This window comes from Rhodococcus sp. 4CII (genome assembly GCF_014256275.1).
GTDB lineage: Bacteria > Actinomycetota > Actinomycetes > Mycobacteriales > Mycobacteriaceae > Rhodococcus_F > Rhodococcus_F wratislaviensis_A.
Window position 1 is genome coordinate 3,561,119 of record NZ_JACCFE010000002.1, and the last position, 22,332, is coordinate 3,583,450.

24 protein-coding genes are annotated in these 22,332 nt (G+C 66.7%); 14 read left to right on the forward strand and 10 right to left on the reverse strand.

All coding sequences use genetic code 11. From position 1 onward, the window contains the following. Nucleotides 1–5: 5 nt before the first annotated feature. Genes H0B43_RS17245 through leuC form a run of 4 tightly spaced genes read right to left on the reverse strand, consistent with a single transcriptional unit; the run spans nucleotide 6 to nucleotide 6,356 of the window. Nucleotides 6–3,515, reverse strand: coding sequence for an indolepyruvate ferredoxin oxidoreductase family protein (locus H0B43_RS17245; protein ID WP_185726818.1), 3,510 nt, complete (start codon nucleotides 3,513–3,515; stop codon nucleotides 6–8). Nucleotides 3,516–3,559: 44 nt separating this feature from the next. After that, nucleotides 3,560–4,336 carry an RraA family protein gene (locus tag H0B43_RS17250; protein WP_185726817.1) on the reverse strand — a complete coding sequence of 259 codons (777 nt, stop codon included), beginning with the start codon at nucleotides 4,334–4,336 and terminating at the stop codon, nucleotides 3,560–3,562. After that, nucleotides 4,329–4,946, reverse strand: a complete 618-nt coding sequence (gene leuD / locus H0B43_RS17255; protein WP_185726816.1) for a 3-isopropylmalate dehydratase small subunit — start codon at nucleotides 4,944–4,946, stop codon at nucleotides 4,329–4,331. The genes H0B43_RS17250 and leuD overlap by 8 nt, the downstream gene beginning before the upstream one ends. A 6-nt stretch (nucleotides 4,947–4,952) precedes the next feature. Beyond that, the gene (leuC, locus tag H0B43_RS17260) at nucleotides 4,953–6,356 is read right to left on the reverse strand and encodes a 3-isopropylmalate dehydratase large subunit (protein ID WP_185726815.1); all 1,404 of its coding nucleotides are present in this window, start codon (nucleotides 6,354–6,356) and stop codon (nucleotides 4,953–4,955) included. 243 nt (nucleotides 6,357–6,599) lie between these two features. Between leuC and H0B43_RS17265 the strand changes: the two genes are divergently transcribed. From H0B43_RS17265 to H0B43_RS17290, 6 genes are all read left to right on the forward strand, one after another. Continuing rightward, nucleotides 6,600–7,073 (forward strand): Lrp/AsnC family transcriptional regulator, encoded by a 474-nt coding sequence (locus tag H0B43_RS17265; protein ID WP_185726814.1) that lies wholly within the window; start codon nucleotides 6,600–6,602, stop codon nucleotides 7,071–7,073. Nucleotides 7,074–7,385: 312 nt separating this feature from the next. Further along, nucleotides 7,386–8,804, forward strand: coding sequence for an SLC13 family permease (locus H0B43_RS17270; RefSeq protein WP_185726813.1), 1,419 nt, complete (start codon nucleotides 7,386–7,388; stop codon nucleotides 8,802–8,804). A 185-nt stretch (nucleotides 8,805–8,989) separates the two neighbouring features. Then, nucleotides 8,990–9,553, forward strand: coding sequence for a dihydrofolate reductase family protein (locus tag H0B43_RS17275; protein WP_185726812.1), 564 nt, complete (start codon nucleotides 8,990–8,992; stop codon nucleotides 9,551–9,553). A gap of 499 nt (nucleotides 9,554–10,052) precedes the next feature. Next, complete coding sequence (locus H0B43_RS17280; RefSeq protein ID WP_312034018.1) at nucleotides 10,053–10,412, forward strand: MerR family transcriptional regulator; 360 nt, start codon at nucleotides 10,053–10,055, stop codon at nucleotides 10,410–10,412. A 304-nt stretch (nucleotides 10,413–10,716) separates the two neighbouring features. Next, the gene (locus H0B43_RS17285; protein ID WP_185726810.1) at nucleotides 10,717–11,139 is read left to right on the forward strand and encodes a YciI family protein; all 423 of its coding nucleotides are present in this window, start codon (nucleotides 10,717–10,719) and stop codon (nucleotides 11,137–11,139) included. Then, nucleotides 11,112–12,437 carry an RNA polymerase sigma factor gene (locus H0B43_RS17290; RefSeq protein WP_185726809.1) on the forward strand — a complete coding sequence of 442 codons (1,326 nt, stop codon included), beginning with the start codon at nucleotides 11,112–11,114 and terminating at the stop codon, nucleotides 12,435–12,437. Before H0B43_RS17285 ends, H0B43_RS17290 begins: the two co-directional genes overlap by 28 nt. Nucleotides 12,438–12,450: 13 nt before the next feature. On the opposite strand, the gene H0B43_RS17295 is transcribed toward H0B43_RS17290, so the two are convergent. Beyond that, a complete protein-coding gene (locus tag H0B43_RS17295) occupies nucleotides 12,451–12,666 on the reverse strand; it encodes a hypothetical protein (protein WP_185726808.1) in 216 nt (71 codons plus the stop codon). Nucleotides 12,667–12,898: 232 nt separating this feature from the next. On the opposite strand from H0B43_RS17295, the gene H0B43_RS17300 reads away from it, so the two are divergent. The 4 genes from H0B43_RS17300 (at nucleotide 12,899) to H0B43_RS17315 (ending at nucleotide 14,815) form a co-directional block, all read left to right on the forward strand. Beyond that, the gene (locus tag H0B43_RS17300; RefSeq protein ID WP_185726807.1) at nucleotides 12,899–13,486 is read left to right on the forward strand and encodes a hemerythrin domain-containing protein; all 588 of its coding nucleotides are present in this window, start codon (nucleotides 12,899–12,901) and stop codon (nucleotides 13,484–13,486) included. Then, a complete protein-coding gene (locus H0B43_RS17305) occupies nucleotides 13,483–13,854 on the forward strand; it encodes a hypothetical protein (RefSeq protein WP_185726806.1) in 372 nt (123 codons plus the stop codon). Before H0B43_RS17300 ends, H0B43_RS17305 begins: the two co-directional genes overlap by 4 nt. A 94-nt stretch (nucleotides 13,855–13,948) precedes the next feature. Beyond that, nucleotides 13,949–14,587 carry an RNA polymerase sigma factor gene (locus H0B43_RS17310; protein WP_185726805.1) on the forward strand — a complete coding sequence of 213 codons (639 nt, stop codon included), beginning with the start codon at nucleotides 13,949–13,951 and terminating at the stop codon, nucleotides 14,585–14,587. A gap of 3 nt (nucleotides 14,588–14,590) precedes the next feature. After that, nucleotides 14,591–14,815 (forward strand): anti-sigma factor, encoded by a 225-nt coding sequence (locus tag H0B43_RS17315; RefSeq protein ID WP_185726804.1) that lies wholly within the window; start codon nucleotides 14,591–14,593, stop codon nucleotides 14,813–14,815. A gap of 159 nt (nucleotides 14,816–14,974) precedes the next feature. Here the strand turns inward: H0B43_RS17315 and H0B43_RS17320 are convergent, their stop codons facing one another. Then, nucleotides 14,975–15,448 (reverse strand): DUF1931 family protein, encoded by a 474-nt coding sequence (locus tag H0B43_RS17320; RefSeq protein WP_312033711.1) that lies wholly within the window; start codon nucleotides 15,446–15,448, stop codon nucleotides 14,975–14,977. A 55-nt stretch (nucleotides 15,449–15,503) separates the two neighbouring features. Continuing rightward, nucleotides 15,504–16,103 carry a TetR/AcrR family transcriptional regulator gene (locus H0B43_RS17325; protein ID WP_185950068.1) on the reverse strand — a complete coding sequence of 200 codons (600 nt, stop codon included), beginning with the start codon at nucleotides 16,101–16,103 and terminating at the stop codon, nucleotides 15,504–15,506. Nucleotides 16,104–16,281: 178 nt separating this feature from the next. Between H0B43_RS17325 and H0B43_RS17330 the strand changes: the two genes are divergently transcribed. The 4 genes from H0B43_RS17330 to H0B43_RS17345 are packed head-to-tail and all read left to right on the forward strand — an operon-like array spanning nucleotide 16,282 to nucleotide 19,110. Beyond that, a complete protein-coding gene (locus H0B43_RS17330; RefSeq protein ID WP_185726803.1) occupies nucleotides 16,282–17,232 on the forward strand; it encodes a metal-dependent hydrolase in 951 nt (316 codons plus the stop codon). Further along, nucleotides 17,232–18,401, forward strand: a complete 1,170-nt coding sequence (locus H0B43_RS17335) for a hypothetical protein (protein ID WP_252189767.1) — start codon at nucleotides 17,232–17,234, stop codon at nucleotides 18,399–18,401. Before H0B43_RS17330 ends, H0B43_RS17335 begins: the two co-directional genes overlap by 1 nt. Continuing rightward, the gene (locus H0B43_RS17340) at nucleotides 18,385–18,867 is read left to right on the forward strand and encodes a carboxymuconolactone decarboxylase family protein (RefSeq protein WP_185726802.1); all 483 of its coding nucleotides are present in this window, start codon (nucleotides 18,385–18,387) and stop codon (nucleotides 18,865–18,867) included. Before H0B43_RS17335 ends, H0B43_RS17340 begins: the two co-directional genes overlap by 17 nt. A 24-nt stretch (nucleotides 18,868–18,891) precedes the next feature. Further along, nucleotides 18,892–19,110: a three-helix bundle dimerization domain-containing protein gene (locus tag H0B43_RS17345; protein ID WP_185730163.1), complete on the forward strand. Its 219-nt coding sequence runs from the start codon at nucleotides 18,892–18,894 to the stop codon at nucleotides 19,108–19,110. Between the two features lie 8 nt (nucleotides 19,111–19,118). On the opposite strand, the gene H0B43_RS17350 is transcribed toward H0B43_RS17345, so the two are convergent. The 3 genes from H0B43_RS17350 to H0B43_RS17360 all read right to left on the reverse strand — a co-directional run bounded on the left by H0B43_RS17350 (nucleotide 19,119) and on the right by H0B43_RS17360 (nucleotide 22,322). After that, on the reverse strand, nucleotides 19,119–20,012 hold the full coding sequence (locus H0B43_RS17350; protein ID WP_185726801.1) for a LysR substrate-binding domain-containing protein: 894 nt from the start codon (nucleotides 20,010–20,012) through the stop codon (nucleotides 19,119–19,121). Between the two features lie 103 nt (nucleotides 20,013–20,115). Further along, complete coding sequence (locus H0B43_RS17355; RefSeq protein WP_185726800.1) at nucleotides 20,116–21,387, reverse strand: glucarate dehydratase family protein; 1,272 nt, start codon at nucleotides 21,385–21,387, stop codon at nucleotides 20,116–20,118. Next, a complete protein-coding gene (locus H0B43_RS17360; protein ID WP_185726799.1) occupies nucleotides 21,387–22,322 on the reverse strand; it encodes a 5-dehydro-4-deoxyglucarate dehydratase in 936 nt (311 codons plus the stop codon). The genes H0B43_RS17355 and H0B43_RS17360 overlap by 1 nt, the downstream gene beginning before the upstream one ends. Nucleotides 22,323–22,332 lie beyond the last annotated feature (10 nt).

Here is a 22,332-nt window from a genome sequence, read left to right on the forward strand (position 1 = left end):
CGGTGTCACACGACCTGCTTCTCGGCCAGTGCCTTGTGCGGGTACGTCTTCAAGAGTGCGGCCAGTTCCTGGTGGTAGGTCTGCACGTTGGCCACCTTGATCTGTTCGTACCCGCGGATGAGGTCGGGCAGTTCGGCGATCGCGACCGCGGCCGCGAGGTTGTGCTGGTTCAGCGGGTGTAGGAGTTGCTCGACCGTCTCGCGGTACTCGGTGATCAGTTCACGCTCCATCTTGCGGATGTGGTGGTAGCCGAACACGTCGAACCTGGTGCCGCGGACCCGGCGCATCCGGTGCAGGGTCCGGAAGCCGGGGTTCACCCAGGAGCCCAGGGAGAGTTTGTTTTTCATGCCCATGGCGCGCAGCATCGGGGGGTGCAGGCGGACGGACCGTTTCGCACCCTTGCCGAACGCGTCCACTACCGCGGCGTCGAACGTCGGATCGAGTGCGAGGCGAGCGACTTCGTATTCGTCCTTGTAGGCCATGAGTTTGAACAGGTTCTTCGCGACTGCCTCGGTCAGGGCGGTGGAGGCACCGATGAGCGTTGATTCGCGTTGGCGTACCGATTCGACGAAGTGCACGTAGTCGCGGGCGTAATCGGTGTCCTGGTAGTCGATGAGTTCAGCGGTGCGCAGTCCCACGACGCGGGCGAGTTCCGAATCGGCTGCGGCCCGGACGGTGCCGGCGAGGGCGAGGGCCTGGGGGGACGGTGCGGCAGGTTCGACGACGGCCCGCCGATTGCCCTCGATGGCGGCGGTGAGGGCGCCGGGATCGGAGATGGCCTGGCGGCCGCGACGGAATGCCTGCAGATTCGCCTCGACCGAGACACCGTTGAGGGTGATCGCCTGCTCGATCGCGACCGCGGTGATCGGCAGGACGCCGGTCTGGAAGGCGGCACCGATCAGGAGCATGTTGGTGTACTGCTCGTCGTCGAACAGCTCACGCGAGAGCAGGGCCGGGTCGAGGTAGACCGCGCGGGCGGTGGCGCCGTCGATGGCCGTGCGGATCGTACTGATCGCCGGGAAGTGGACGGAGGTGTCGACGACCATCTGCCCGGTGGGGATTTCGGTGGTCGAGACCACCGCGACGGTGTCGGAGTTGTTGGCCACCTTCAGGTTGGTGGGGTCGGTGGCGACGAGGGAGTCGCAGCCGAGGTAGAGACCGCAGCGGCCCTGCCCGATCTTCGAGGCACTCTCCCGGGATTCGGCGCTGATCTTCAGGTCGGAGACCACAGCGCCGCCCTTCTGCGCCAGGCCGGTCTGGTCGAGGCTGCGGACGAACTTGCCGTCGATGACGGCGGCGGTGGCCAGGATCTGCGAGACGGTGACCACGCCGGTGCCGCCGACGCCCATGATCCGCATCCCGAATTCGGTGTCGATGGTGGGAACGGTGGGGGCGGTGATCAGATCGGCGGGGATGGCCGGTACGGGTGTGCGTTGTTCCTTCGGGCCGGGGGTGACGGTCACGAAGGAGGGGCAGTCGCCTTTCAGGCAGGAGTAGTCGACGTTGCAGGAGGACTGATGGATTGTGGTCTTGCGGCCGAATTCGGTGTCGGTGGGGTGCACCGAGAGGCAGTTCGACTTTTCGCCGCAGTCGCCGCAGCCCTCGCAGATGCGTTCGTTGATCATCACCCGGGTGGTGGGGGTGGGCAGTTTGCCGCGCTTGCGCTTTCGGCGCTTCTCGGCGGCACATTCCTGGTCGTGCACCAGGACCGTGACTCCGGGGATCGTCGCGAGTTCCTGCTGGACGTCGACGAGGTCGTCCCGGTCTCGGACCTCGACGCCCTTGGGCAGTTTCAGTGAGGTGATGCGCTTACGGTCTTCGGTGGTGACCACGACCTTCTCGACGCCCTCGGCGAGCAGTAGGCGGGTGATCCGGTCCAGCGGCATGGCACCGACCGGGTCCTGGCCGCCGGTCATGGCGACGGTGGCGTTGTAGAGCAGTTTGTAGGTGACGTTTTCGCCGGAGGCGACGGCGGCGCGCAGCGCCAGGCTGCCGGAGTGCATGAAGGTACCATCGCCGATGTTCTGGATGAGGTGGTTCTCCTCGAGGAAGGGGGCCATGCCGATCCACTGGGCGCCTTCGCCACCCATCTGGGTCAGTCCGATGACATCGCCGACCTGTTTGTCGTCCATCATCATCACCATGGCGTGGCAACCGATTCCGCCGCCGATCAGCGTGTCGGGTGCCACCTTGGTCGAGGAGTTGTGGGGGCACCCCGAGCAGAAGTAGGGGGTGCGGCCCAGCAGGGGCAGCGCGATTTTCGAGGCTTTGGGGCGCTGCTTCCACTGCTGCACCGGTTCGATGCCGTACTCGTCGCCGAGACGGCGGCTGAGGGCGTTGGCGATCAGATCGGCGTCGAGCTCACCGAAAATGTTGACCAGGGACTTGCCGTTCGGGTCGGTCTTCCCGATGACCACCGGGGCGTCGGCGCGCCGGTAGAGGATGTCGCGGACCGCGGTCTCGAGGAACGCCCGCTTCTCCTCGACGACGATGATCTCGTTCAGCCCCGCAGCGAATCGGTGCACGATCTCGGGGTCGACAGGGAAGATCATGCCGAGTTTGAGGATCCGGATCCCGTACCGGCGCAGGTCTGCCGGACCGAGTCCGAACGTCGACAGTGCCTCGCGCAGATCGAGATACGTCTTGCCGGAGGTGATGATGCCGATGCGGTCGTCGGGCCCCGACTGGACGATCTCGTTCAGTTTGTTGATGCGTGCGTAGTCGAGGGCGCGAGGCAACCGGTCCATCAGTTGGCTGCGTTCGAGGGTGAGAAGGTTGGGGCCGACGAGGTTGGCGTTCGGGGTGTAGGTGCTCGGTCCGATGTCACCGAAGCTGGGGTCGATCCGGTCCGGGTGCACGACGGCGGAGCTTGCGCCGTCGGCGACGGCGGTGACGATCTTGAGCCCCGACCACAGGCCGGTGAACCGGGACAGGAACGGCGCGTGCAGCCCGTAGTCGAGCACTTCCTGCGAGTCGGCCGGGTAGAGGGTGGGGATGAGCAGGTCCGCCATCGCGACCTCGGATGCGCACGCCAGGCTCGAGGACTTTCCGCCCGGGTCGTCGCCGACGAGGGCGACGGCGCCGCCGCGCGGATCGGTGCCGACGAGGTTGGCGTGGCGGATGGCGTCGGAGGCGCGGTCGAGGCCGGGTGACTTGCCGTACCAGTAGCCGGTGACCCCGTCGGGGCGGAGGTGCCCGATCTGCGGGGCCATCTGGGTGCCCAGCACGGAGGTGGCGGCCAGCTCTTCGTTGACGCCAGGTCGGTGCACGAGATCGTGTTCGTCGAGGATTGTGCGTTTGCGCGCGATCTCGAGGTCGTAGCCGGCGAGCGGGGATCCTTCGTAGCCGGAGACGAACGACGCGGTGCGGTTGCCGCGGCGGCGGTCCAGGATGGCCCTGTCCCGCAGCACGCGCACCAAGGCCTGGATACCGGTCAGGTATACCGATCCTTCTTCGAGGACGTAGCGGTCGTCGAGGGAGAACGTCGACGGGCGGGTCTGCTGGGTGGAGAACAAGGCTGGCTTCCTTTGTGTGATGTCTGTCGGCGGCGCGGGGTGGGTCAGGCTGGGGTGGTGCCCGGAGTCAGCCCGGCGACGAGTTCTTCCAGGGACGCGGCAGTATCGATGCGGTCGATGAACGCGATCTCGGCCTGGTGTGCGTTTTCGCAGAAGTCGACGACCCGCGGTACGTCGAAGAACGGAATCACGCAGACGCCGTCGATGTCGGCGACGAGGTAGTCGCCAGGATTGACCAGATGCCCGCACAACGACACCGGGCCGTTCATCTGCATCGTCTCGTAGCGGTAGCGGGCGGCGGCCGGATGCCGGGTGGCACTCCATACCGGGAGACCGGTGGCGATGATCGAGGCGGTGTCGCGGATCGCGCCGTCGACGAGGCATCCGCCGATTTCCGCCTTGATCGCCCAGCGGGCGGACAGTGCGCCCATCACTGCGCCGGATCGTGAACCCGAACAGTCCATGACCGCGACGTCGCCGGGGCGACCCAGCCCGTAGAGGTCGCGGTCGCCGAAGGTCGTACCGTTCCCGCCCTCGCGGTTCGCGCTCACATCTCCACCGAGCGGGATATAACGCAAGGTCACTGCCGGGCCGCACATTCTCGACTGTCTCGAAACCGGCTTCAGGTCAGTGGAATTGATTACCGCACCGACGCCGAGCTCGTCCAGAGCATCGGCAACGGCGGACGCGGTGTCGGGGATTGCGAGTAACCGTGCTGCATAGTCTTCTGCGTAGCGTGGGATCTCGGTGCTCAGGATCTTCGACGGCGGGACGGTGCCCGTCATCCGGGCGCTGGTGTCGGTCAGGTCGGTCTCAGGCATGGCTGGTCTCCGCGGTGATAGGACGGGCCGTTGTGGGCAGGGTGGGACGGCGGGTGGTTTCGTAGGTGTCGATGTCCTCGACGTCACGCAGAGTCAGGCTGATGTCGTCGTAGCCGTGGAGCAGCCGCCAACGGGCGTTGTCGTCGAGTTCGAACGGGTAGCTCGCACCGCTGGTCCGCACTTCCCTGCGAACCAGGTCGACGGTCACCGGACAATCCGGGCGGGCCTCGATCAGGTTCCAGAGTTCGTCGATCACCGACTGCTCGAGGGTGACGGTCAGGAGTCCGTTCTTCAGGGAGTTGCCGCGGAAGATGTCCCCGAACCGTGGGGCGAGGACCACCTTGAAGCCGTAGTTCTGCAGCGCCCAGACCGCCATCTCCCGGGACGACCCGACCCCGAAGTTCTCCCCTGCCACCAGGATTGTCGCGTTCCGGAAGTCAGGCTGGTTCAGCACGAACTCCGGGTCGAGGCGCCAGTCGTGGAGCAGGGCGTCCGCATACCCTTCCTTGGTGACTCCGACGCAGAAACGCGCCGGAATGATCTGGTCGGTGTCGACATCGGAGATCCGCAGCGGCGCCGCGATTCCCGTGTGTTCGGCGAAAGCATCCATCGGTTGTCAGTCCTTCAAGTCTGCGGGCGCGGTCAGGCGCCCGGTGATCGCGGTCGCGGCGGCCACCGCGGGTGAGACGAGATGCGTCATCACGCCTCGTCCCTGACGGCCCTCGAAGTTGCGGTTGTTGGTCGACGCGGCCCGTTGACCCGGCCGTAGGCGGTCGTCGTTGAGGGCCACGCACATCGAGCATCCGGAGTACCGCAGCGGGGCACCGGCGGCGGCGAAGATTTCGTCGAGACCTTCCTCGACGGCCTGGGCGCGGACGGCCTCCGACCCGGGGACGACGAGGACTTCGACTCCTGGTGCGATCCGCCGACCTTCCCACACCGCGGCGACCTGCCGCAGGTCCTCGATCCGTCCGTTGGTGCACGAGCCGATGAACACCGCATCGACCTCGATGTCGCGCAGCGAAGCCCCCGGGGTCATCTGCATGTAGGCCAGAGCGCGTTCGGCGGCGGCTCGGTCCACCGAATCGAGAAAGGTGTTCGGATCGGGGACGCAGCCGTCGAGCGGGACGGATTGGGCCGGGGTCGTCCCCCAGGACACCCGGGGGGCGATGGTGGCGGCGTCGATGTGGACTTCCTTGTCGAAGACTGCGTCGTCGTCGGAATGGAAGGTGCGCCAGTACTCGGCCTCGTCCTCGAACGCCGCACCGGCCGGCACGTGCGGGCGACCGCGCAGGTACTCGATGGTGACCTCGTCCGGTGCGATGAGACCGGCCCGGGCACCCGCTTCGATGGTCATGTTGCACACCGTCATCCGGCCTTCCATCGACAGGGCGCGAATCGCCTCACCCTGGTATTCGATTACATAGCCCTGCCCGCCGCCGGTGCCGATCTGCTCGATCACCGTCAGGATGAGGTCCTTCGCTGTCGCCCCGGCCGACAGCATCCCGTCGACGATCACGCGCATGTTCTTCATCGGCGCCATCGGCAGGGTTTGGGTGGCGAGGACGTGCTCGACCTGGCTGGTGCCGATGCCGAAGGCGAGCACTCCGAATGCACCGTGCGTGCTGGTGTGCGAGTCGCAGCAGACCAGCGTCATTCCGGGCTGGGTCAATCCCAGCTCCGGCCCGATCACGTGAACGATGCCCCGGGCGGAATCACCCAACGAATACAGTTCGATCCCAAAATCGCGGCAGTTCCGACGGATGTGGTCGAGCTGCTCGACTGCGGCCGGGTCGGTGATGGGGCGCAGCACATCGTCGGTGGGGGTGTTGTGGTCCTCGGTACCGACGGTCAGGTCCGGTCGCCGGACGGTGCGGCCGGCGGCGCGCAGGCCCGCGAATGCGGCCGGAGTATTCACCTCGTGCAACAGGTGAAGGTCGATGTAGATCAGATCCGGCTCACCCTCGGCGGAGCGCACGACGTGGCTCCTCCAGATCTTGTCCGCCAGCGTGTAACCCATGGTCAGCGCCTGTTCCTTCCCGTATCCCGCGGCCGCTACCGACGACGGTCGCGGTCGGCGGCGTGTCGGGCGATCACTCGTCGCCCGACCACCCGTTGCTCGATGTGACACACAACATAGACAGACCTGTACCGTGAGATAAACCGACAACGAGAAATTGCTGCCAAGTGCTCAACGGCAACGGCCGAGCGCATAGCCGAGTGCGCATTTGGACCAATTTCTACCCTCGCGACAGGACCACCGATGGACGGCTTCGACAAACTCGACCTCGACCTGCTCCGACTCCTCGTCGAAGAGCCCCGAGCCGGCGTTCGCGAGTACTCCCGCAGACTCAACATCGCCCGCAACACCGCCCAGGCCCGGATCACCAAGTTGGAGAAGGCCGGCGTGATCGTGACCTGGCGCCCCCAGATCAACCTCGCCCCACTCGGCTATGCCGTCATGGCGTTCGTGCACGTCCACATCGCGCAGAGCCAGGTCAACGAAACCCTCGAACGGCTGACCGCGATCCCGGAACTGATCGAGGCCAACACCGTCTCCGGCGAAGGGGACCTGCTGTGCCGGTTCGTCGCCCGCGACAACTCCCACTTCGAGGATGTGCTGCAGGCCGTCATGAAAACCGAGGGCGTGCTGCGCACCCGCTCCGAGATCGTCCTGAGCCGACGTATCTGGCCGCGAACCGTTCCGATCGTGGAGAAGCTCCGAGCCGAGAGCTGAACTGCTGTAGATGCGCGGCCGGTCGAGCCTCTGGCCCGGTGTGCGGAAAACAGCTGAACGATCAGGATGACGAGAACTCGAATGCTGAGCCATTGGCTCAACCGGTCACGATCGCGGTGCGCCCTGTTGAGCATCTGGATGCTTTCTGACCTCGTCGGTTGATTCTGTGACTGCCATCACCCTTCAATAGCGGTGTGCAGCGGCGCCACCTGGACCTTCGGGGATCGGGCGCCGCCGCAATCGGCTCACTGCCACCGGCGTCATGCCGGCAGGCGCTCGGATTCCCGGGCATCACCGAAAGGGTTATCTCCGATGGTCTACTTCGTCTCGATCGCGGCGCTGATAGCGCTGTTCGCGATCGGCACCATGACACCCATCAACATGGGTGTGCTGGCGTTCGCCGCCGCCTTCGTCATCGGTGGCTGGCTGTCCGGATTGTCCATGGACGACATCTTCGGGTTCTTCCCCGGCAGCATCTTCACCATCATCGTCGGAATCACCCTGTTGTTCGGCATCGCCCGGGTCAACGGCACCGTCGATCTGATCGTCTCCGGGGCCCTCAAACTCGTCCGGGGCAAACGCTGGGCCATCGTCTGGCTGATGTTCTTCCTCGGTGCCGGCCTGATGACCATGGGCTCGGTGCTCGCCGTCGGCATGCTCGCCCCCATTGCCATGCCGATCGCCAAACGCTACAAGATCGATCCGCTGCTGATGGGCATGATGATCAGTCACGGCGTACTCGGTGCCGCCTTCTCCCCGATCACGGTGTACGGGGCATTCACCAACGGCTGGCTCCAGTCCGCGGGCCTACCGACCAACCCCCTTGCCCTGTACCTGATTCCGCTCGGTCTCAGCTTCGTGCTCGCCCTCGGCCTCTTCCTCGTCCGTGGCCGCGACCTGCTCCGCGCGGACGACCAGGTCATCGACGTCGACGACCTCAGCGGCCCCGACCAGCCCTCTGTGGCCGGCGGCTCCGCGCCGCAGCCCCGCGGCGGCGACCTCATTCACTCCGGCGCGAGCGCCGGCCAGCACGCTGCCTCCGCACGGCCCGGCGCCGGCCCGATGGTTCTGACCACCGGGTCGCCGCAGCCGACCAACGACGTCGATCGGCTCGAAGAAGTCGAAGCCACCGGATTCACCCCGATTCGCGTCGCCACCCTGCTCGGCATGGTTGCCCTGCTCATCGGATCGGCGGTGTTCCAGATCGACGTCGGCGTGTGTTCGATGGTCATCGCGGCCATCCTCCTCGTACTCGCCCCCAACAAGCACAAGCCCGCCGTCAACAATGTCACCTGGTCCGCCGTCCTCCTCGTCTGCGGAATGCTTACCTATATGAGCGTGCTCAAGGCGAACGGCACCCTCGAATTCCTCGGTGACGCCGCCGCGTCACTGGGATCCCCGCTACTGACCGCGCTGATTCTCTGCTACGCCGTCGCCGCCGTGTCCGCGGTCGGCTCGTCCATCGGCACCCTCGGCATCGTCCTCCCGCTCGCCGCACCGCTGCTGATGATGGGAGAGGTCGGCCTCATCGGATTCGTTGCCGCCGTATCGTTCTCCGCCGTCATCGTCGACGTCAGCCCCTTGTCGAGCAACGGTGTCATGGTCCTGGCCAACGCCCAAGTCCCCGACCGGGACAAGTTCCAACGCGCGCTCTTCAAATACACCGGCTACATCGTGCTCGTCGCGCCGATCCTTGCGTGGCTCCTCGTGGTACTCCCCACCTCCATGTAGTCCGGACAACGGCAGGTCAGGGCTTCCTGTCATGGGCCGCTTTCCGGATGTGCCGCTCATCGTTCGCTTCCGCACGCACATCCGCTTGGCGTGGTGGTGAACCGGTCCTCGGTGTGACCTGACCATGATTCTTTCGCGCCATGCTGGTCTGTACACCGAGTACCGAGTCACGGGAGGCTGACACCATGCGAAAACTGACCTTCGGCATGAACCTGAGCCTGGACGGCTACATCGCCGCGCCCGGCGACGACCTCGGCTGGAGTGTGCCGAGCGCCGAGCTGTTCCAGTGGTGGTCCGACCGGGTGGGGGCGACCGGCACGGCGCTGTACGGGCGCAAGCTGTGGGAGACGATGAGCTCCCACTGGCCGACCGCCGACCAGCAGCCGGGTGCCACACCGGCGGACATCGAGTTCGCCCGCCGCTGGCGGGACATGCCGAAGGTGGTGTTCTCCTCGACGAGCCGCACGGTCGACTGGAACACCCGCCTGGTCACCGGCGACGCGATCACCGAGATCACCCGGCTCAAGGCCGAGGACGGCGGCCCCATGGATATCGGCGGCGCCACACTCGCCGCAGGGGCTATGCGGGCCGGGCTGATCGACGAGTACGTGCTGGTCACCCATCCGGTCCTGGTAGGCGGCGGCACGCCGTTCTTTGCGCCCCTGGACAACTGGGTGAACCTGACCCTGGCGGAGACCCGGACGTTCCCCGACGGCGTGGTCCTGACCAGGTACGAGACCAGGCGCTGAGTACCCCACCTCGAATCGGCCCGGGCTTCGGACCGCCCGAGGATCTCGTGGCGCTGTGTTTCGAGGCGATCGTGATACCCGTCCCGGATCACAGGCCGTGTATGTGAGGGATCCCACCGGTTATCGATCGCAGTACAACCGAGGAATCGTGCGCGCCTTCTGACCTGATGGGAAATCCCTGGTCAGCCCACTCCATAATTTCTGCAGTCGCCACTGTAGACATTGAAGTGTCGGCGTTGTATCGTTTCTCTCGTCGCAAGGAAAGAGTTCACGGGGTGCGGGAGGGGATGAACTGCCCGCAGAGAAGTACCGCAGAAGAAGACGTGCCGGGGCATGGGTTGATGTGAGTGTGTAAGGCCCCGGCGCATTCTTCCGGCGGCCGGGTGGCACAACGAGCCCGAACGCCGGAAGAAGTGCAGTGAATAGAGAAATGGAAACCGCTCCGGCCCCCGGTGCCTCACGGCGCCGGGGGCCCTGACCATGTGAAAGGTGTCACCCCATTCAGCAAGATTCGCGCGACCGCGGCCCGGCCGCAAAGTTCGACGACGAGGACTACCCGGCCTACAGCATGGGCCACGCCGCCGAGATCCTCGGCGTGACACAAGCATTCCTTCGCAGCCTCGACGCCGCGAAGCTTCTCACCCCCGGGCGTTCCGAGGGCGGGCATCGCCGCTACTCCCGATACCAACTCCGTCTCGCCGCCCGCGCCCGTGAGCTGATCGATCAGGGCACCGCACTCGATTCCGCTTGCCGCATCATCATCCTCGAAGACCAACTCGCCGAGGCTCGCCGCATCAACACCGAACTCCAGCACACCCACCGCCCCCCAGCGGACGAGGCCGGACCCGCACTCGACTGAAACCGGCTGCGCCAGCGCTGCGAGGTGGGGAGGCAACCCTTCACCGGTTCGCCGTGTGAAGGTCGTCTTCCGGCAGCCGAATTTTGGTGACTCGTGATGCTCCACCCCCCCGATCGATCCACATCGATCACCGCCCTTCGCCGGTGCGCGAACGTGCCCGCAGCAACGGCTCAGGCGCGACGCGGCACCTTCCGAGCGCCGGGTTGGAAAAAAACTTCTGCGGGTGTGTCGATCCATCACCCTCCCCGTTCGACCTGAGGATGAGAAGGTCCGAGAGGGCCCCGACATCCAAGGAGACGGAACCATGAAGTACATGCTGATCATGCGCGCCACTGACGAGACGTTCGCGGCGTTCCAGGACGTCGATTTCAACGAGATCATGGACGCGATGGGCAAGTTCAACGACGAGATGATCCGCGCCGGTGTGCTGCTCGCTGCCGAGGGTCTGGACCCCGACCCCGAGTCGGGTGTGGTGGTCGACTACTCCTCCGAAACTCCTGTGGTGACCGACGGTCCCTACGGCGAGACGAAGGAGTTGTTCGGCGGCTTCTGGATGCTCAACGTCGCGTCGCGGGAGGAGGCCGTCGAGTGGGCCAAGCGGGCGCCGATGGCCGGTCCCGGTGCCAAGGCGGAGATCCGCCGGGTCACCACGATCGACGAATTTCCGCAGGACAACGTGTGGATCCAGAAGGAGCGGGCGTGGCGCGAAGAGACCGGTCAACTCTGAGTGGGTCGACGGGCGACGGCCACACCGGGCGTGAGGCCGTCGCCGCGGTGTGGCGGATCGAGTCGGCCCGGATCGTCGGAGCGCTCGCCCGGTACACCGGCGACTTCGCGCTGGCCGAGGACCTCGCCCAGGAGGCGCTGGCCGAGGCGCTCGTGAGCTGGCCCCGCGACGGCATCCCCCACAACCCCGCGGGATGGTTGCTCACCGTCGGCCGACGCCGCGCGATCGACGCGTTCCGACGGCGCTCCGCCCTCGACGAGCGGTACCAGGCCCTGGCCCACGACCTGGGCGAGGGCGGTGCCGCGTCGGGAAGCGCGCCCGCCGACGCGGCCAGGGACGCCGGCGAGGTGTTGTGGGATCCGGATCAGATCGACGACGACATGCTCGCGCTGATGTTCATCTCCTGCCACCCCGTGTTGTCACGGGAAGCGCGGGTGGCACTCACCCTGCGGGTGGTCGGCGGTCTGACCAGCGACGAGATCGCGAAGGTGTTCCTCGTTCCGACTGCGACCGTGCAGGCGCGCATCACCCGGGCGAAGAAGACGCTCGGGGCGGCCCGGGTGCCGTTCGAGGTGCCGCCGGCCGGGGAGCGGTCCGAACGTCTCGGCTCGGTGCTCAGCGTGATCTATCTGATTTTCACCGAAGGGTCGTCGGCCAGTTCCGGGGATGATCTGATCCGCCTCGACCTCGCGAGTGAGGCGCAGCGCCTCGCGCGGGTGCTGAGCCGGCTGATGCCCGATGAACCGGAGGTCCACGGACTGCTGGCGCTGCTCGAGTTGACCGCGGCGCGCTTTCCGGCGCGCACCGGGCCGGACGGGGAGCCGGTGCTGCTCGAGGACCAGGACCGCCGTCGCTGGGATCAGGCCGCGATCCGCCGGGGACGCGCCGCGCTCGCCCGGGCCGAAGAGGTCGGCCGGGGCCTCGGGGCCTACGGACTGCAGGCGGCAATCGCCGAATGCCATGCCGTCGCCCCGTCGGTCGACGCGACCGACTGGGGGCGGATCGTCCTCGTCTACGAGGCACTCGGCCGGCTGGCGCCCTCCCCGGTGGTCGACCTCAATCGGGCCGTGGCGGTGTCCATGGCTCAGGGACCGGCCGCAGCACTGCCCATCGTGGACGAATTGGTGGTCGCCGGTGAGCTGGCGAACTCGCATCTGCTGCCGAGCGTGCGCGGGGAACTGCTCATCCGACTGGGCCGCACCGACGAGGCGCGCACCGAACTCGAGGCCGCCGTGCGGCTGTGCGGCAACGAACGCGAGCGGACGGTGCTCGAACGTAAACTCGCCGGCCTCCCCTGACCTGCACGACCTGTTATCCCGCCGCCCAGGCCCGGTATGGGTACTCACGATCTCTGCGCGGTTCGGACGAGGCGGCCCGATAGTGATCGACGAGCGAGACCTGTTCGTCCGGAGCCGCCGGGCGCCGCTCGAGCCAGTCGACATGGCTGTCGACGTTTCGGTCTTCTGTCAGAGCCTGCTGCTCCCAGTAGATCTCCGACCGCGCCTGCGGAGTTCGCCGAACGTCCATGCGTCGCCCTCCCGGGATTGCGCGGTCAGATCGTCTCCGGGGAACCCGGACCGCGGCGACCGTCACACGCTCGCCGCGATCCGCACCCCACCGCATCGAGTCTCCACCGCACCCCGAACCCCGGACAGGGCCTTTCGGCCCTACCACCTCTGCTCGCCCCCGAGAAGAGCCGCCGTGGTCGGCCCGACGACGAACGACAACGAAGAAAGTTGCGCGGAACTATCGTCGAATCATGCCTGACATCATCGAATTGATTTTCGAAGATCACGTGTGGTTCCGTCAGCAGTTTGCCAGGCTCGATGAACTGAAAGCCGGCCGCAGGCTCGACGTCGCCGCAGTCGAGGCGGTGTGGTCGTCGTTGGCGAAGCGCCTGGATCTTCACGCCTCGGCGGAGGAGGAGATCTTCTATCCGCAACTCCTCCGCGTCGGCGACGACGACGCCGAAGCGGAGACCCTCGATGCGATCGGCGATCACAACGACATCCGCGACGGGGTCAGTGACGCCGCCGAGTTTCCCGTCGCGTCCGAGAAGTGGTGGGCTGCGGTCGCCCGCACCCGAGTGGCCAACGGCGAGCACATGGCCGAGGAGGAACGCGAGGGTTTGGCCGACTTCCGAACGGCTCCGAAGGACCTTCGGGTGTCGCTCGGTCGGAGCTTCACCGAGTTCTTCGTCGTGCACCCGTCCACGTCGGGTGTCGACACCTCGGACAAGGATCCCGAGAAGTACGTCCGGGACGTCGAACAGGAGTGGGACGAGGACGAGGGCAGCGCAGACTCGGGTTCACTCCACATCGGCAGCCTGAAGGGGCAAGTGCAATGAGTTTCTCGGCAAACCGTCGCATGCCCGTTGCACCACCTCCGCCGCATCGGGCCCGTGCCATGGCCGAATCGTTCGGTGTCGACATCGGGTGCGGGATCCGGTCACCGGAACAGCGAAGGCGGCGCAGGTATCGCGCCCCGGCGGCCTACCGGCGCGTGGTGCCCGACTCGCCGTTCCCGGTGCCGCCGTCGGGGCCCGCCCTGAACATGTATCAGGCGATATTCGACGAGGCCGCCGACGGGTTTCGCTGGGTGTCCGGGTTCGGTGCCCCCGAACAGTGGCGTTTCGATTGGGAACGGACGTACACGCGGGACGAGTGGGTCGACAGTCGTCGCCGCGCGAACGAGCACCGACTGACCCGAGAATGATCGACGGCCGCCGCCGTGATCAGTAGGGTGGGATGTCATCCGGCCGCTGCGGCGGCCACCCTTCCGGAGCGCCTCGATCGCGCAGGAGGAGCGGATGACGGAGACCGACACCTCGCACGAGGAACGCCTCGTCGACTCGTTGCGTTCGCGGGACGAGGCGGCGTTCGCCGAACTGGTCGACCGGCACACGCCGATGATGCTGCGCGTGGCGCGCGGATACGTGGCCAGCAACGAGGTCGCGGAGGACGTCGTCCAGGAAACGTGGATCGCCGTGCTCGAGGGCATCGACCGATTCGAAGGACGCTCGACACTGCGGACCTGGCTGTTCCGGATCCTCGTCAACATCGCCAAGAAGCGGGGTCTGCGGGACCGGCACGATTCCGACGCCACCCTCGCCGCCTTCACGGGCGGCGCCACCGTCGACCCGGCCCGATTCCGGCCGACCACCGATCCCGAGGATCCACACCATTGGGCGAACCCGCCGGCCAGTTGGCCGCGGACCCCGGAGGGCTCGATCCTCGGGGCGGAGGTCTTCGACGTCACGAACAGGGAACTCGAGCACCTCCCCGACCGGCAGCGGGCCGTCGTCGTGCTGCGCGACGTCCTCGGCTACGACGCCGAGGAGGTGTCCTCGATGCTCTCTATCACGCCGGCGAACCAGCGGGTGCTGCTGCACCGGGGTCGCTCACACGTGCGCCAGGTCCTCGAGGATTATCTTGGAACGGGAGCGTGAAACATGGACTGCCAGGAACTCGTCGAACTCGTCACGGCGTACCTCGAGGACGACCTCGACCCGGACGCCCGGGCCCGATTCGAAACGCACCTGAACATCTGCACAGGATGCGCCAACTACCTCGACCAGATGCGGCAGACGGTGGACACCCTGGGTGCGCTGCCCGCGGAGGAACTCGATCCGGCACTGCGGGACCGCCTGCTCGCCGCGTTCCGTGAGTGGCGCTGACGGCAGAACGGGCGCAGCTCATCGTGGCGGTGTGGCCCCGAAATGTTCCGGCATGGCTGCACTGCTCTGGACGAGGGACTGCTCAACGGACCGGACGACGCGGCCTGCACGACACATTCGGTATGCCCGAGAATTGGGGCGACCTCGGTCCCGACGATGTCAGAGGTACAGGTCGGCGATCGCGCTGATCGTCGACCAGTGTCGGCCGTGGGACCGTAGAAACCGCACGTCGGGATACACGGTGCGGAAGGTCAGTGCGAGCGTTGCAGTCAGCCCGCCGGTGATCTCGGGGAGTCGCATTTCGGTTTCGGGAGCCAGGGCCCGGTCGAAAGGTGGATAGGTTGCCAGCCGCGCCAGGACGGGTTCGACGCGCAATCGGGGACCCAGTTCGTGAAACAACCCGATGTTCTCCTGCACCCCCTTCGTGATCGGCAGGTCGGTGACGTCGATGACGGACCGGTGCTGGGCCGCTGCGCTCTGCTGCGCGACGAGGAGCAGGTCGTAGAGTTTGCCGGTGACGATGTCGTCGAAGGGACGAAAATCGTCGCGGCCGACACCCACACCGGCGACCACCCGGAAGATGTCCTGGAACTGGTCGAACGTCATCACCGTCACGGATCCCGCAGTCTCCACCCGGTGATCATCCCCCCGTCGCGGCGGGTCGGGGAAGTCACCGGAAGCAGGCCCGTCAATCGCGCGGGACGGCGACGGTCGTTCCCACCCACCGCCGCAGGTATGCACGCAGTTCGTCCTGGCTTCGCGGCGGGTTTCCCGGCGAGATGAAGAACGACTGCATCGTCCGCAGCTGGTATTCGACGAGCTCACGCAGGTCCAGCTCACCGTAGCCGTGCTGTTCCCAGTCGACGTCGAAGCGTCTGATCATCGCCATTCCGAAGAAGAGGGCTTCGTCGGACGTGATCCCCTCGGCATGGGAATGGGAACCGGACAGCATGATGCCGAGCTGCGGAATGCGGGGCGCTTCGTGGAGCGTGTAGATCACGGCCTCGACGACCGCGTCGGCCGGATCCTCGATGCCGGCCAGGTGCCGGGTCAGGCGGTCGAGGAACCCGTCGACGGCGGCGATGGCGGCGGCGCGCAAGAGCGAATCGGTGCTGGGAAAGTACCGGTACACCGTCTGACGGATGACGCCGAGCGATTCCGCGACGTCGGCGATGCTGATCGCCGTGCCTTTCCGGCCGATCAGTTCGACGGCGGCGGCAACGATGCGCCGGGACGCTTCCTCGTCACTCGCAGGCGGGCTGCCGCCCCACCCCCGCCTGCCTGCCACTCCCTGTCCCCTGCCTGTCACACCGACCTGAGCTCAGAGGTTACCGCGGGCACGTCTCGCGTCCGGCCCCCGTTTCGGGAATCTACGAAATCTTGATCATACAATCGTCGTTCTATGTGTATGGTGTCGAATACCGAGGCCGCAGCCCACTCATGCCGTACGAGACGAGGTATCGCCCATGACCGACCTGCACCCCAGAAAGATGGACTTCGCGTTCGACGAACAGGACGTCCCGTTCCTCTGGAACCCGGACAACCCGGCCTGGTCGAGCATGTCCAACGCGATCTCGTTTCTGGCCGTCGGCTTCGAGAAGATGATCGTGAAGGCGATCATGCAGGCCAAGCCGCTGATGTCCGATCCGGAGGTCGCGGACGAGGCCGTGGCGTTCATGCGGCAGGAGGGGCACCACTCGACCGCGCACCGCCAGCACGTCAAGGCCCTGATCAAGCGATACCCGGGACTGCAGAACACTCTCGACGCGGTGATCGGCGAGTACGACCTCCTCACCGAGGCGACGAGCCTGAACTACCGACTCGCCTACACGGCGGATCTGGAGGCCACCTTCACCCCCGTGTTCAAGCTGATGCTCGACCACGACGCGACCCTCTTCCGGCCGGGTGACGACCGGGTCGCATCCCTGTTCATCTGGCACTTCGTCGAGGAGGTCGAGCACCGGAGCTCGGCGCTGATCATCTTCAATTCCCTTGTCGGAGAGGAGCTGTATCGGATGAGGATGGCTCCGTCGATCTTCGCCCACGTGATGAAGGTGATGCGGATCGCGAGCGCCGGTTTCAACCAGCACGTCCCGATCCGGGAACGGAAGGTCGACGCGATGTCGATGTTCGCCACACACCGCACCAAGCAGAAGCTGCTGACGTCATTCGCTCCGTACCTGAGCAAAGGTGCCATGCCGCGCGCGTTCGACGGCCTCCCGCTCGGTGAACAGCTCACCGCCCTCGCCGGGATCGTCCGCAGTCAGCTGCCGAAGCACGACCCCACCCACGAGAAGCTGCCCGCGCTCGCCGACGAGTGGTTCCGCCGATACGCCGCGGGCTACGACTGCACCCGCTGGTACACCGCCGAGTCGCGCGACCGGCAGGTCGAATCCGTACCGGCGGTGGCCAACTGATGGCCGACCTCTGCTCACCCACCTTCGACCAGCTCTCGGCGGCACTCGGATTCTCGTGCGCCGAGGCCGGCGGTCTCGTGGAGGTCCGGAACCCGTCGGCGCTGGAGAACTGGACCCTGCCGGTGCTCGAGCTCACCGTCGTCGTCGGGTCGGTGCTCGCGCTCGTGTTCGCGATCCGGCGCTGGCGTGGCGGTGACCCGACCACCCTGGCCCTCTGGTTCGGTGCCACCGCGTACCTGTTCGTCATCGAACCGCCGCTGTACTTTCCCGCGGCCTTCGGGATCGAAGAGCACGTGGACACGATGTTCGCCCACAACGTGTTCACGGTCGATTTCCTGTGGGGCCGGCTACCGCTGTACATCATCGCGATCTATCCGCTGATGGCCACGTTGGCATTCGAGATCGTCCGAATGCTCGGTGTCTTCCGGAAATGCGGTGTGCTCGTCGGCGCAATCTGTGTGGGCTTCGTGCACCACGCGTTCTACGAGATCTTCGACCAACTCGGGCCGCAGCTGCGGTGGTGGGAATGGTCGACCGGCAACCCGATCAACCAGCCCATGTTCGACTCGGTCCCGCTGCCCAGCGTGGTGGTGTTCGCGGCCCTGTGGCCGATGTCGCTGGCCCTGTGCGTCCAGTTCTTCGTCGGTCGTCACGCCGACCGGGGCCGGACCTTCTCCGGGCTCGAATTGGTGTGGCGCACAATCGTGATCGGCCTCCTCGCCTCGGCCGGAACGTTCATCCTTCCGCTCCCGGCGACGATCCTCGGAATGGGCGGCACCGCGGTCCGGGGAATCGTCTACGCGGTGGAACTGGTCGTCGTCGCCCTCGTCGCGGTCCCGATCCTGGTCCGGCAGTGGGCGCGACTGCGCCGCAGAACGTCGGACGTGCCCGCGTACTCGAACGACTTCGTCCGGGTCTACAGCGTCGTGTACCTCGGCGTGATGGGTGTGCTGTGGGTGACCGCGTTGCCCGACTACCTCGGTGCGGTCGACGGTGTCACGACCAACGGCGACCCGATCGGCAACGTCTGGTACACGATCGCCTGCTTCGCGATCGCAATCCTCTGCGTCACCGCGACCTTCACAGTGCCACGACCGGTAGAACACGTGTCAGATCTACCGCCGGCCACACCTCCCGCTGTAGCATTCGGGGATGAGTCGAGTAGGTAGCTACAGTGACGATGACGTGGCAGGTTGGCTGTCGATCTCGCCGGAGCTGGGTGGTGCGCTCGGCGGTTTCACGGACGCCGTGTACAACCGGAACCGGTTACCGTTGCGGGTCCGGGAGATCGCCCGGACGGCGGTCGCCGAGGCCAACGAGTGCGCCGTGTGCCTCGGCACCCGCGACCGCAGTGCCGCCGAGGTGGGCATCGACGAGCACTTCTACGATCACGTCCTCGAGTGGGAGTCGTGGCCCGGATACAGCGCCGAGGAGCGGACGGCAGCGGAATTCGCCTACCGGTTCGCCACCGACCACACGGCGCTGCGCGACGACGAAGACTTCTGGGCGCGGTGCCACGAGCACTTCTCCGACGAGATCCTGACCGACCTGGCGCTGTCGTGCGCGTTGTGGTTGGGAACCGGTCGGGTGCTGCGGGTGCTCGACATCGGCCAGACGTGCAAGCTGACGCTCTAGAACGGGTCTTCCCTGCTCTCGCAGGTGAAGCGCACAGTTCATACCCGGGGCACTCGCCGTCTCGCCGTTTCGCTCGTGTACCCCTCGGCCGTGTGCGTCCCCGACGCCGTCCCGCACCAGACGGTCGAGCAGATCGTGCATCAGGCGCACACGGAATTCGCCGCGGGAACGGTGCGCGACTTCGTGCCGCTGCTGGTCGAACGGGCCGCCCAGCGGAAGATCGCGGCCCTCGCCGGTTCCTGACTCAGGAATTATTCCCATTCACGCGGCGGCAGGACGTCCTCCATCAGCCTGCGCAGTGCGGGGTTCCGATTGTCCGAGCGCCAGGCGGCGTTCATCTGCACCGGCCGGTCGCGGACGGCGGAGACGGGCCGGAACACGACCCCCTCCGGGTGCATCGTCTGCGCGGATTCGGGGACGAGGGCCATGCCGAGTCCCGAGCGGACCAGCACCAGCATGGTGTGCACCTGGGTGACGTACTGGACGTAACGCGGGGACGCCCCGACGATCGTGAACGTGCTGATGAGCAGTTCGTGGAAGTACCGCGCGTCGACGGGTGAATACATCACGACGGGTTGGTCGTCGAAATCCTCGACCGCCAATTCCTCCGCATCCGCGAGCGGGTGACCGGCCGGCAGTGCAGCGACGAGACGTTCGTGGTGGATCGGCCGCGTGTCGATGCCGGGCCGGGTGAGAATCGGGCGGATCAGCCCGAGATCGAGTTCACCGCTGATCAGCGATTCGATCTGCACGGACGTGACCATTTCTCGCAGAACGATCTTCACGTCGGGCAGCCGCTCGCGGGCGGCACCGAGCAACCGCGGCAACACCGCGTGCGCCGAGGCGCCGGTGAATCCGACGACGACGGTGCCGAGATCGCCGGCGGGCACCCGTCGTACGGTGAGGGCGGCGCTCTCCGACAGGCTCAGGATCCGCCGGGCATCGGGCAGGAACGCGGCACCGGCGGCGGTGAGGGTGACGGAGCGGCTGGTGCGGTCGATCAACTGCACGCCGAGTTCGCTTTCGAGCTGCTGGATCTGACGGCTCAACGGCGGCTGCGTCATGTGCAGGCGCTCCGCGGCGCGACCGAAATGCAACTCCTCCGCTACGGCGATGAAGCACGACAGCCGTGCGAGGGAGAACATCTGTCCACTCCTTTGCCTCGAGGTGGGCCCGAGCCCGAGGACTCAATGTAACTCAACGGGAAGACGCCGACCGAGTGTCGGCCGGCGTCTTCCGTCGAGACCGCTACCAGCGGGGGCAGGTGTTCTCGAACGTCGGGTCGACCGATTTCATGTACCCCGTGTCGTCCCGGTCGCGCACCCCGCAGTCGAGGTACTGCTGGTGCAGAGCGGCGAGGGCGTCCTCGTCGATCTCGACGCCGAGCCCGGGCGTGGTCGGCACCGCGACCGCACCGTCGACGACCTTCAGCACGCCGGGCTTCACGACGTCCTCGGTCTTCCACGGCCAGTGCGTATCACACGCGTACGTGAGGTTCGGGGTGGCGCCGGCGAGGTGCACCATCGCGGCCAGGCTGATACCCAGATGCGAGTTGGAGTGCATCGACAGGCCCAGGCCGAAGTTGTCGCAGATGCCGGCGAGCAGTCGCGACCGCTGCAGTCCGCCCCAGTAGTGATGATCCGACAGCACGACCTGCACGGAATCCTTCCGCACGGCGGGCTCGAGCTGATCGAACGCGACCACGCACATGTTGGTGGCGAGCGGCATCTTCGCCTCCCGGGCCACCTCGGACATGCCGTCGAGGCCCGGTGTGGGGTCCTCGAGGTATTCGACGATGCCGTCGAGTTCCGACGCCACCCGGATCGAGGTGTCCACGGTCCACGCGGCGTTGGGGTCGAGACGCAACGGCAGGTCGGGGAATGCGGCACGCAGCGCCTTGATTCCGGCGATCTCCTCGTCGGGCGAGAACACGCCGCCCTTCACCTTGATGGCCTCGAAGCCGTACTCGCCGATCATCTTCTGCGCCTGCCGGACCAGACCGTCGGGGTCGATCGCTTCGCCCCACTCGTCCGGCTCGGCTCCGGGATGCCCGGCCCACTTGTAGAACAGGTAGGCGCTGAACGGGACGGCGTCGCGCACCTTGCCGCCGAGCAGGTCGGACACCGGCCTGCCGAGGGCCTTGCCCTGCACGTCGAGACATGCCACCTCGAACGGGGAGAACACGCGGTCGGTGGTGCTGGCCGTGGTGATCATGCCCGCGACGCCGTCACCGCCCGTCACCGACAGGGTGGCGATCTTCTCGTCGATCGCGGCGCGGATCGCGTTGAGTGCGAACACGTCCAGTCCGACGATCGCCTCGGCGGCCGCCTCGAGCCGGGCGAGGTGGGCGGTGTCGGCGTAGGTTTCACCCAGTCCGACGAGACCGCCGTCGGTGTCGAGCTGGATGATGGCGCGCAGTGCGTAAGGCTGGTGCACGCCGACGGTGTTGAGCAGCGGCGGATCGACGAACGCGACGGGCGTGATCCGCGCTCCGGTGATCCGGATGGGCGCGGCCGACATCAGACCGCCGCCTGCACGGCGAAGGAGTCGGCGAGAACGGCGCGACCCGCGGCCGTGATCCGCGCCAGCTCCTGCCGGTGGACCTCACTGGTCGCAACGAGAGGCGGACGCACCGGCCCGGCGTCGATGCCTTCCATCGCGACACCCGACTTGATCAGCGACACCGCGTATCCGGGCACCTGGTCACGCAGGCGCACGAGAGGATGGAAGAAGTCGCGGAGCAGTGCGTCGGTGAGCTCGTCGTTGCCCGATTCGAGGGCGTCGTAGAAGCCGAGAGCGAGTTCGGGGGCGAACGCGAACGTGGCGGACGAGTACAGCGTCACACCGATCGCGCGGTACGCCTGCTGCGTGACCTCGGCGGTAGGCATGCCGTTGAAGAACAGGAACGGCTTGCCGGACTGCGTGAGTGCGTCCTTGACGGCGCGCACGATGCGCCCGACCTTGTCGAGATCGCCGGTGCCGTCCTTGAACCCGACGACGGTCGGGAACTGGGCGACCTCCACGGCCGACGCCTCGTCGAACCGGGCGTTGCCGCGGTTGTAGACGACGAGCGGAAGGTCGGTGGTCTCGGCAACGCTGCGGGTGTACTCGACGAGACCGGCCTGCGGCATCGTCACCAGGTACGGCGGGAGCAGTAGGATACCGTTGGCGCCGTTGACCTTCGCGCTTGCGGCGAACTCCTTGGCCTGCTGCACCGAACCGCCGGCGCCGGCGAACACAGGGACCCGCCCGGCGACGACCTCGACGGCCGTGGCGACGATCCGGCCGAACTCTTCGAGCCCGAGGGCGTGGAATTCGCCGGTGCCGCAGGCGATGAAGACACCGCCGGGGCCGGCGTCGACACCCTTGGCGACGTGTTCGGCGAGCCGGTCGTAGTCGACGTCGCCGGATGTGGTGAACGGGGTGACGGGGAAAAACAGGACGCCGTCGAGCATGGGAAACTCC

Bases quoted from the DNA above. Each gene is read 5' to 3' on its own strand.
- H0B43_RS17250 (WP_185726817.1), bottom strand. From the start codon at position 4,336: ATGCCTGAGACCGACCTGACCGACACCAGCGCCCGGATGACGGGCACC.
- leuD (WP_185726816.1), bottom strand. From the start codon at position 4,946: ATGGATGCTTTCGCCGAACACACGGGAATCGCGGCGCCGCTGCGGATC.
- leuC (WP_185726815.1), bottom strand. From the start codon at position 6,356: ATGGGTTACACGCTGGCGGACAAGATCTGGAGGAGCCACGTCGTGCGC.
- H0B43_RS17265 (WP_185726814.1), top strand. From the start codon at position 6,600: ATGGACGGCTTCGACAAACTCGACCTCGACCTGCTCCGACTCCTCGTC.
- H0B43_RS17270 (WP_185726813.1), top strand. From the start codon at position 7,386: ATGGTCTACTTCGTCTCGATCGCGGCGCTGATAGCGCTGTTCGCGATC.
- H0B43_RS17275 (WP_185726812.1), top strand. From the start codon at position 8,990: ATGCGAAAACTGACCTTCGGCATGAACCTGAGCCTGGACGGCTACATC.
- H0B43_RS17285 (WP_185726810.1), top strand. From the start codon at position 10,717: ATGAAGTACATGCTGATCATGCGCGCCACTGACGAGACGTTCGCGGCG.
- H0B43_RS17295 (WP_185726808.1), bottom strand. From the start codon at position 12,666: ATGGACGTTCGGCGAACTCCGCAGGCGCGGTCGGAGATCTACTGGGAG.
- H0B43_RS17300 (WP_185726807.1), top strand. From the start codon at position 12,899: ATGCCTGACATCATCGAATTGATTTTCGAAGATCACGTGTGGTTCCGT.
- H0B43_RS17305 (WP_185726806.1), top strand. From the start codon at position 13,483: ATGAGTTTCTCGGCAAACCGTCGCATGCCCGTTGCACCACCTCCGCCG.
- H0B43_RS17310 (WP_185726805.1), top strand. From the start codon at position 13,949: ATGACGGAGACCGACACCTCGCACGAGGAACGCCTCGTCGACTCGTTG.
- H0B43_RS17315 (WP_185726804.1), top strand. From the start codon at position 14,591: ATGGACTGCCAGGAACTCGTCGAACTCGTCACGGCGTACCTCGAGGAC.
- H0B43_RS17330 (WP_185726803.1), top strand. From the start codon at position 16,282: ATGACCGACCTGCACCCCAGAAAGATGGACTTCGCGTTCGACGAACAG.
- H0B43_RS17335 (WP_252189767.1), top strand. From the start codon at position 17,232: ATGGCCGACCTCTGCTCACCCACCTTCGACCAGCTCTCGGCGGCACTC.
- H0B43_RS17340 (WP_185726802.1), top strand. From the start codon at position 18,385: ATGAGTCGAGTAGGTAGCTACAGTGACGATGACGTGGCAGGTTGGCTG.
- H0B43_RS17350 (WP_185726801.1), bottom strand. From the start codon at position 20,012: ATGTTCTCCCTCGCACGGCTGTCGTGCTTCATCGCCGTAGCGGAGGAG.
- H0B43_RS17355 (WP_185726800.1), bottom strand. From the start codon at position 21,387: ATGTCGGCCGCGCCCATCCGGATCACCGGAGCGCGGATCACGCCCGTC.
- H0B43_RS17360 (WP_185726799.1), bottom strand. From the start codon at position 22,322: ATGCTCGACGGCGTCCTGTTTTTCCCCGTCACCCCGTTCACCACATCC.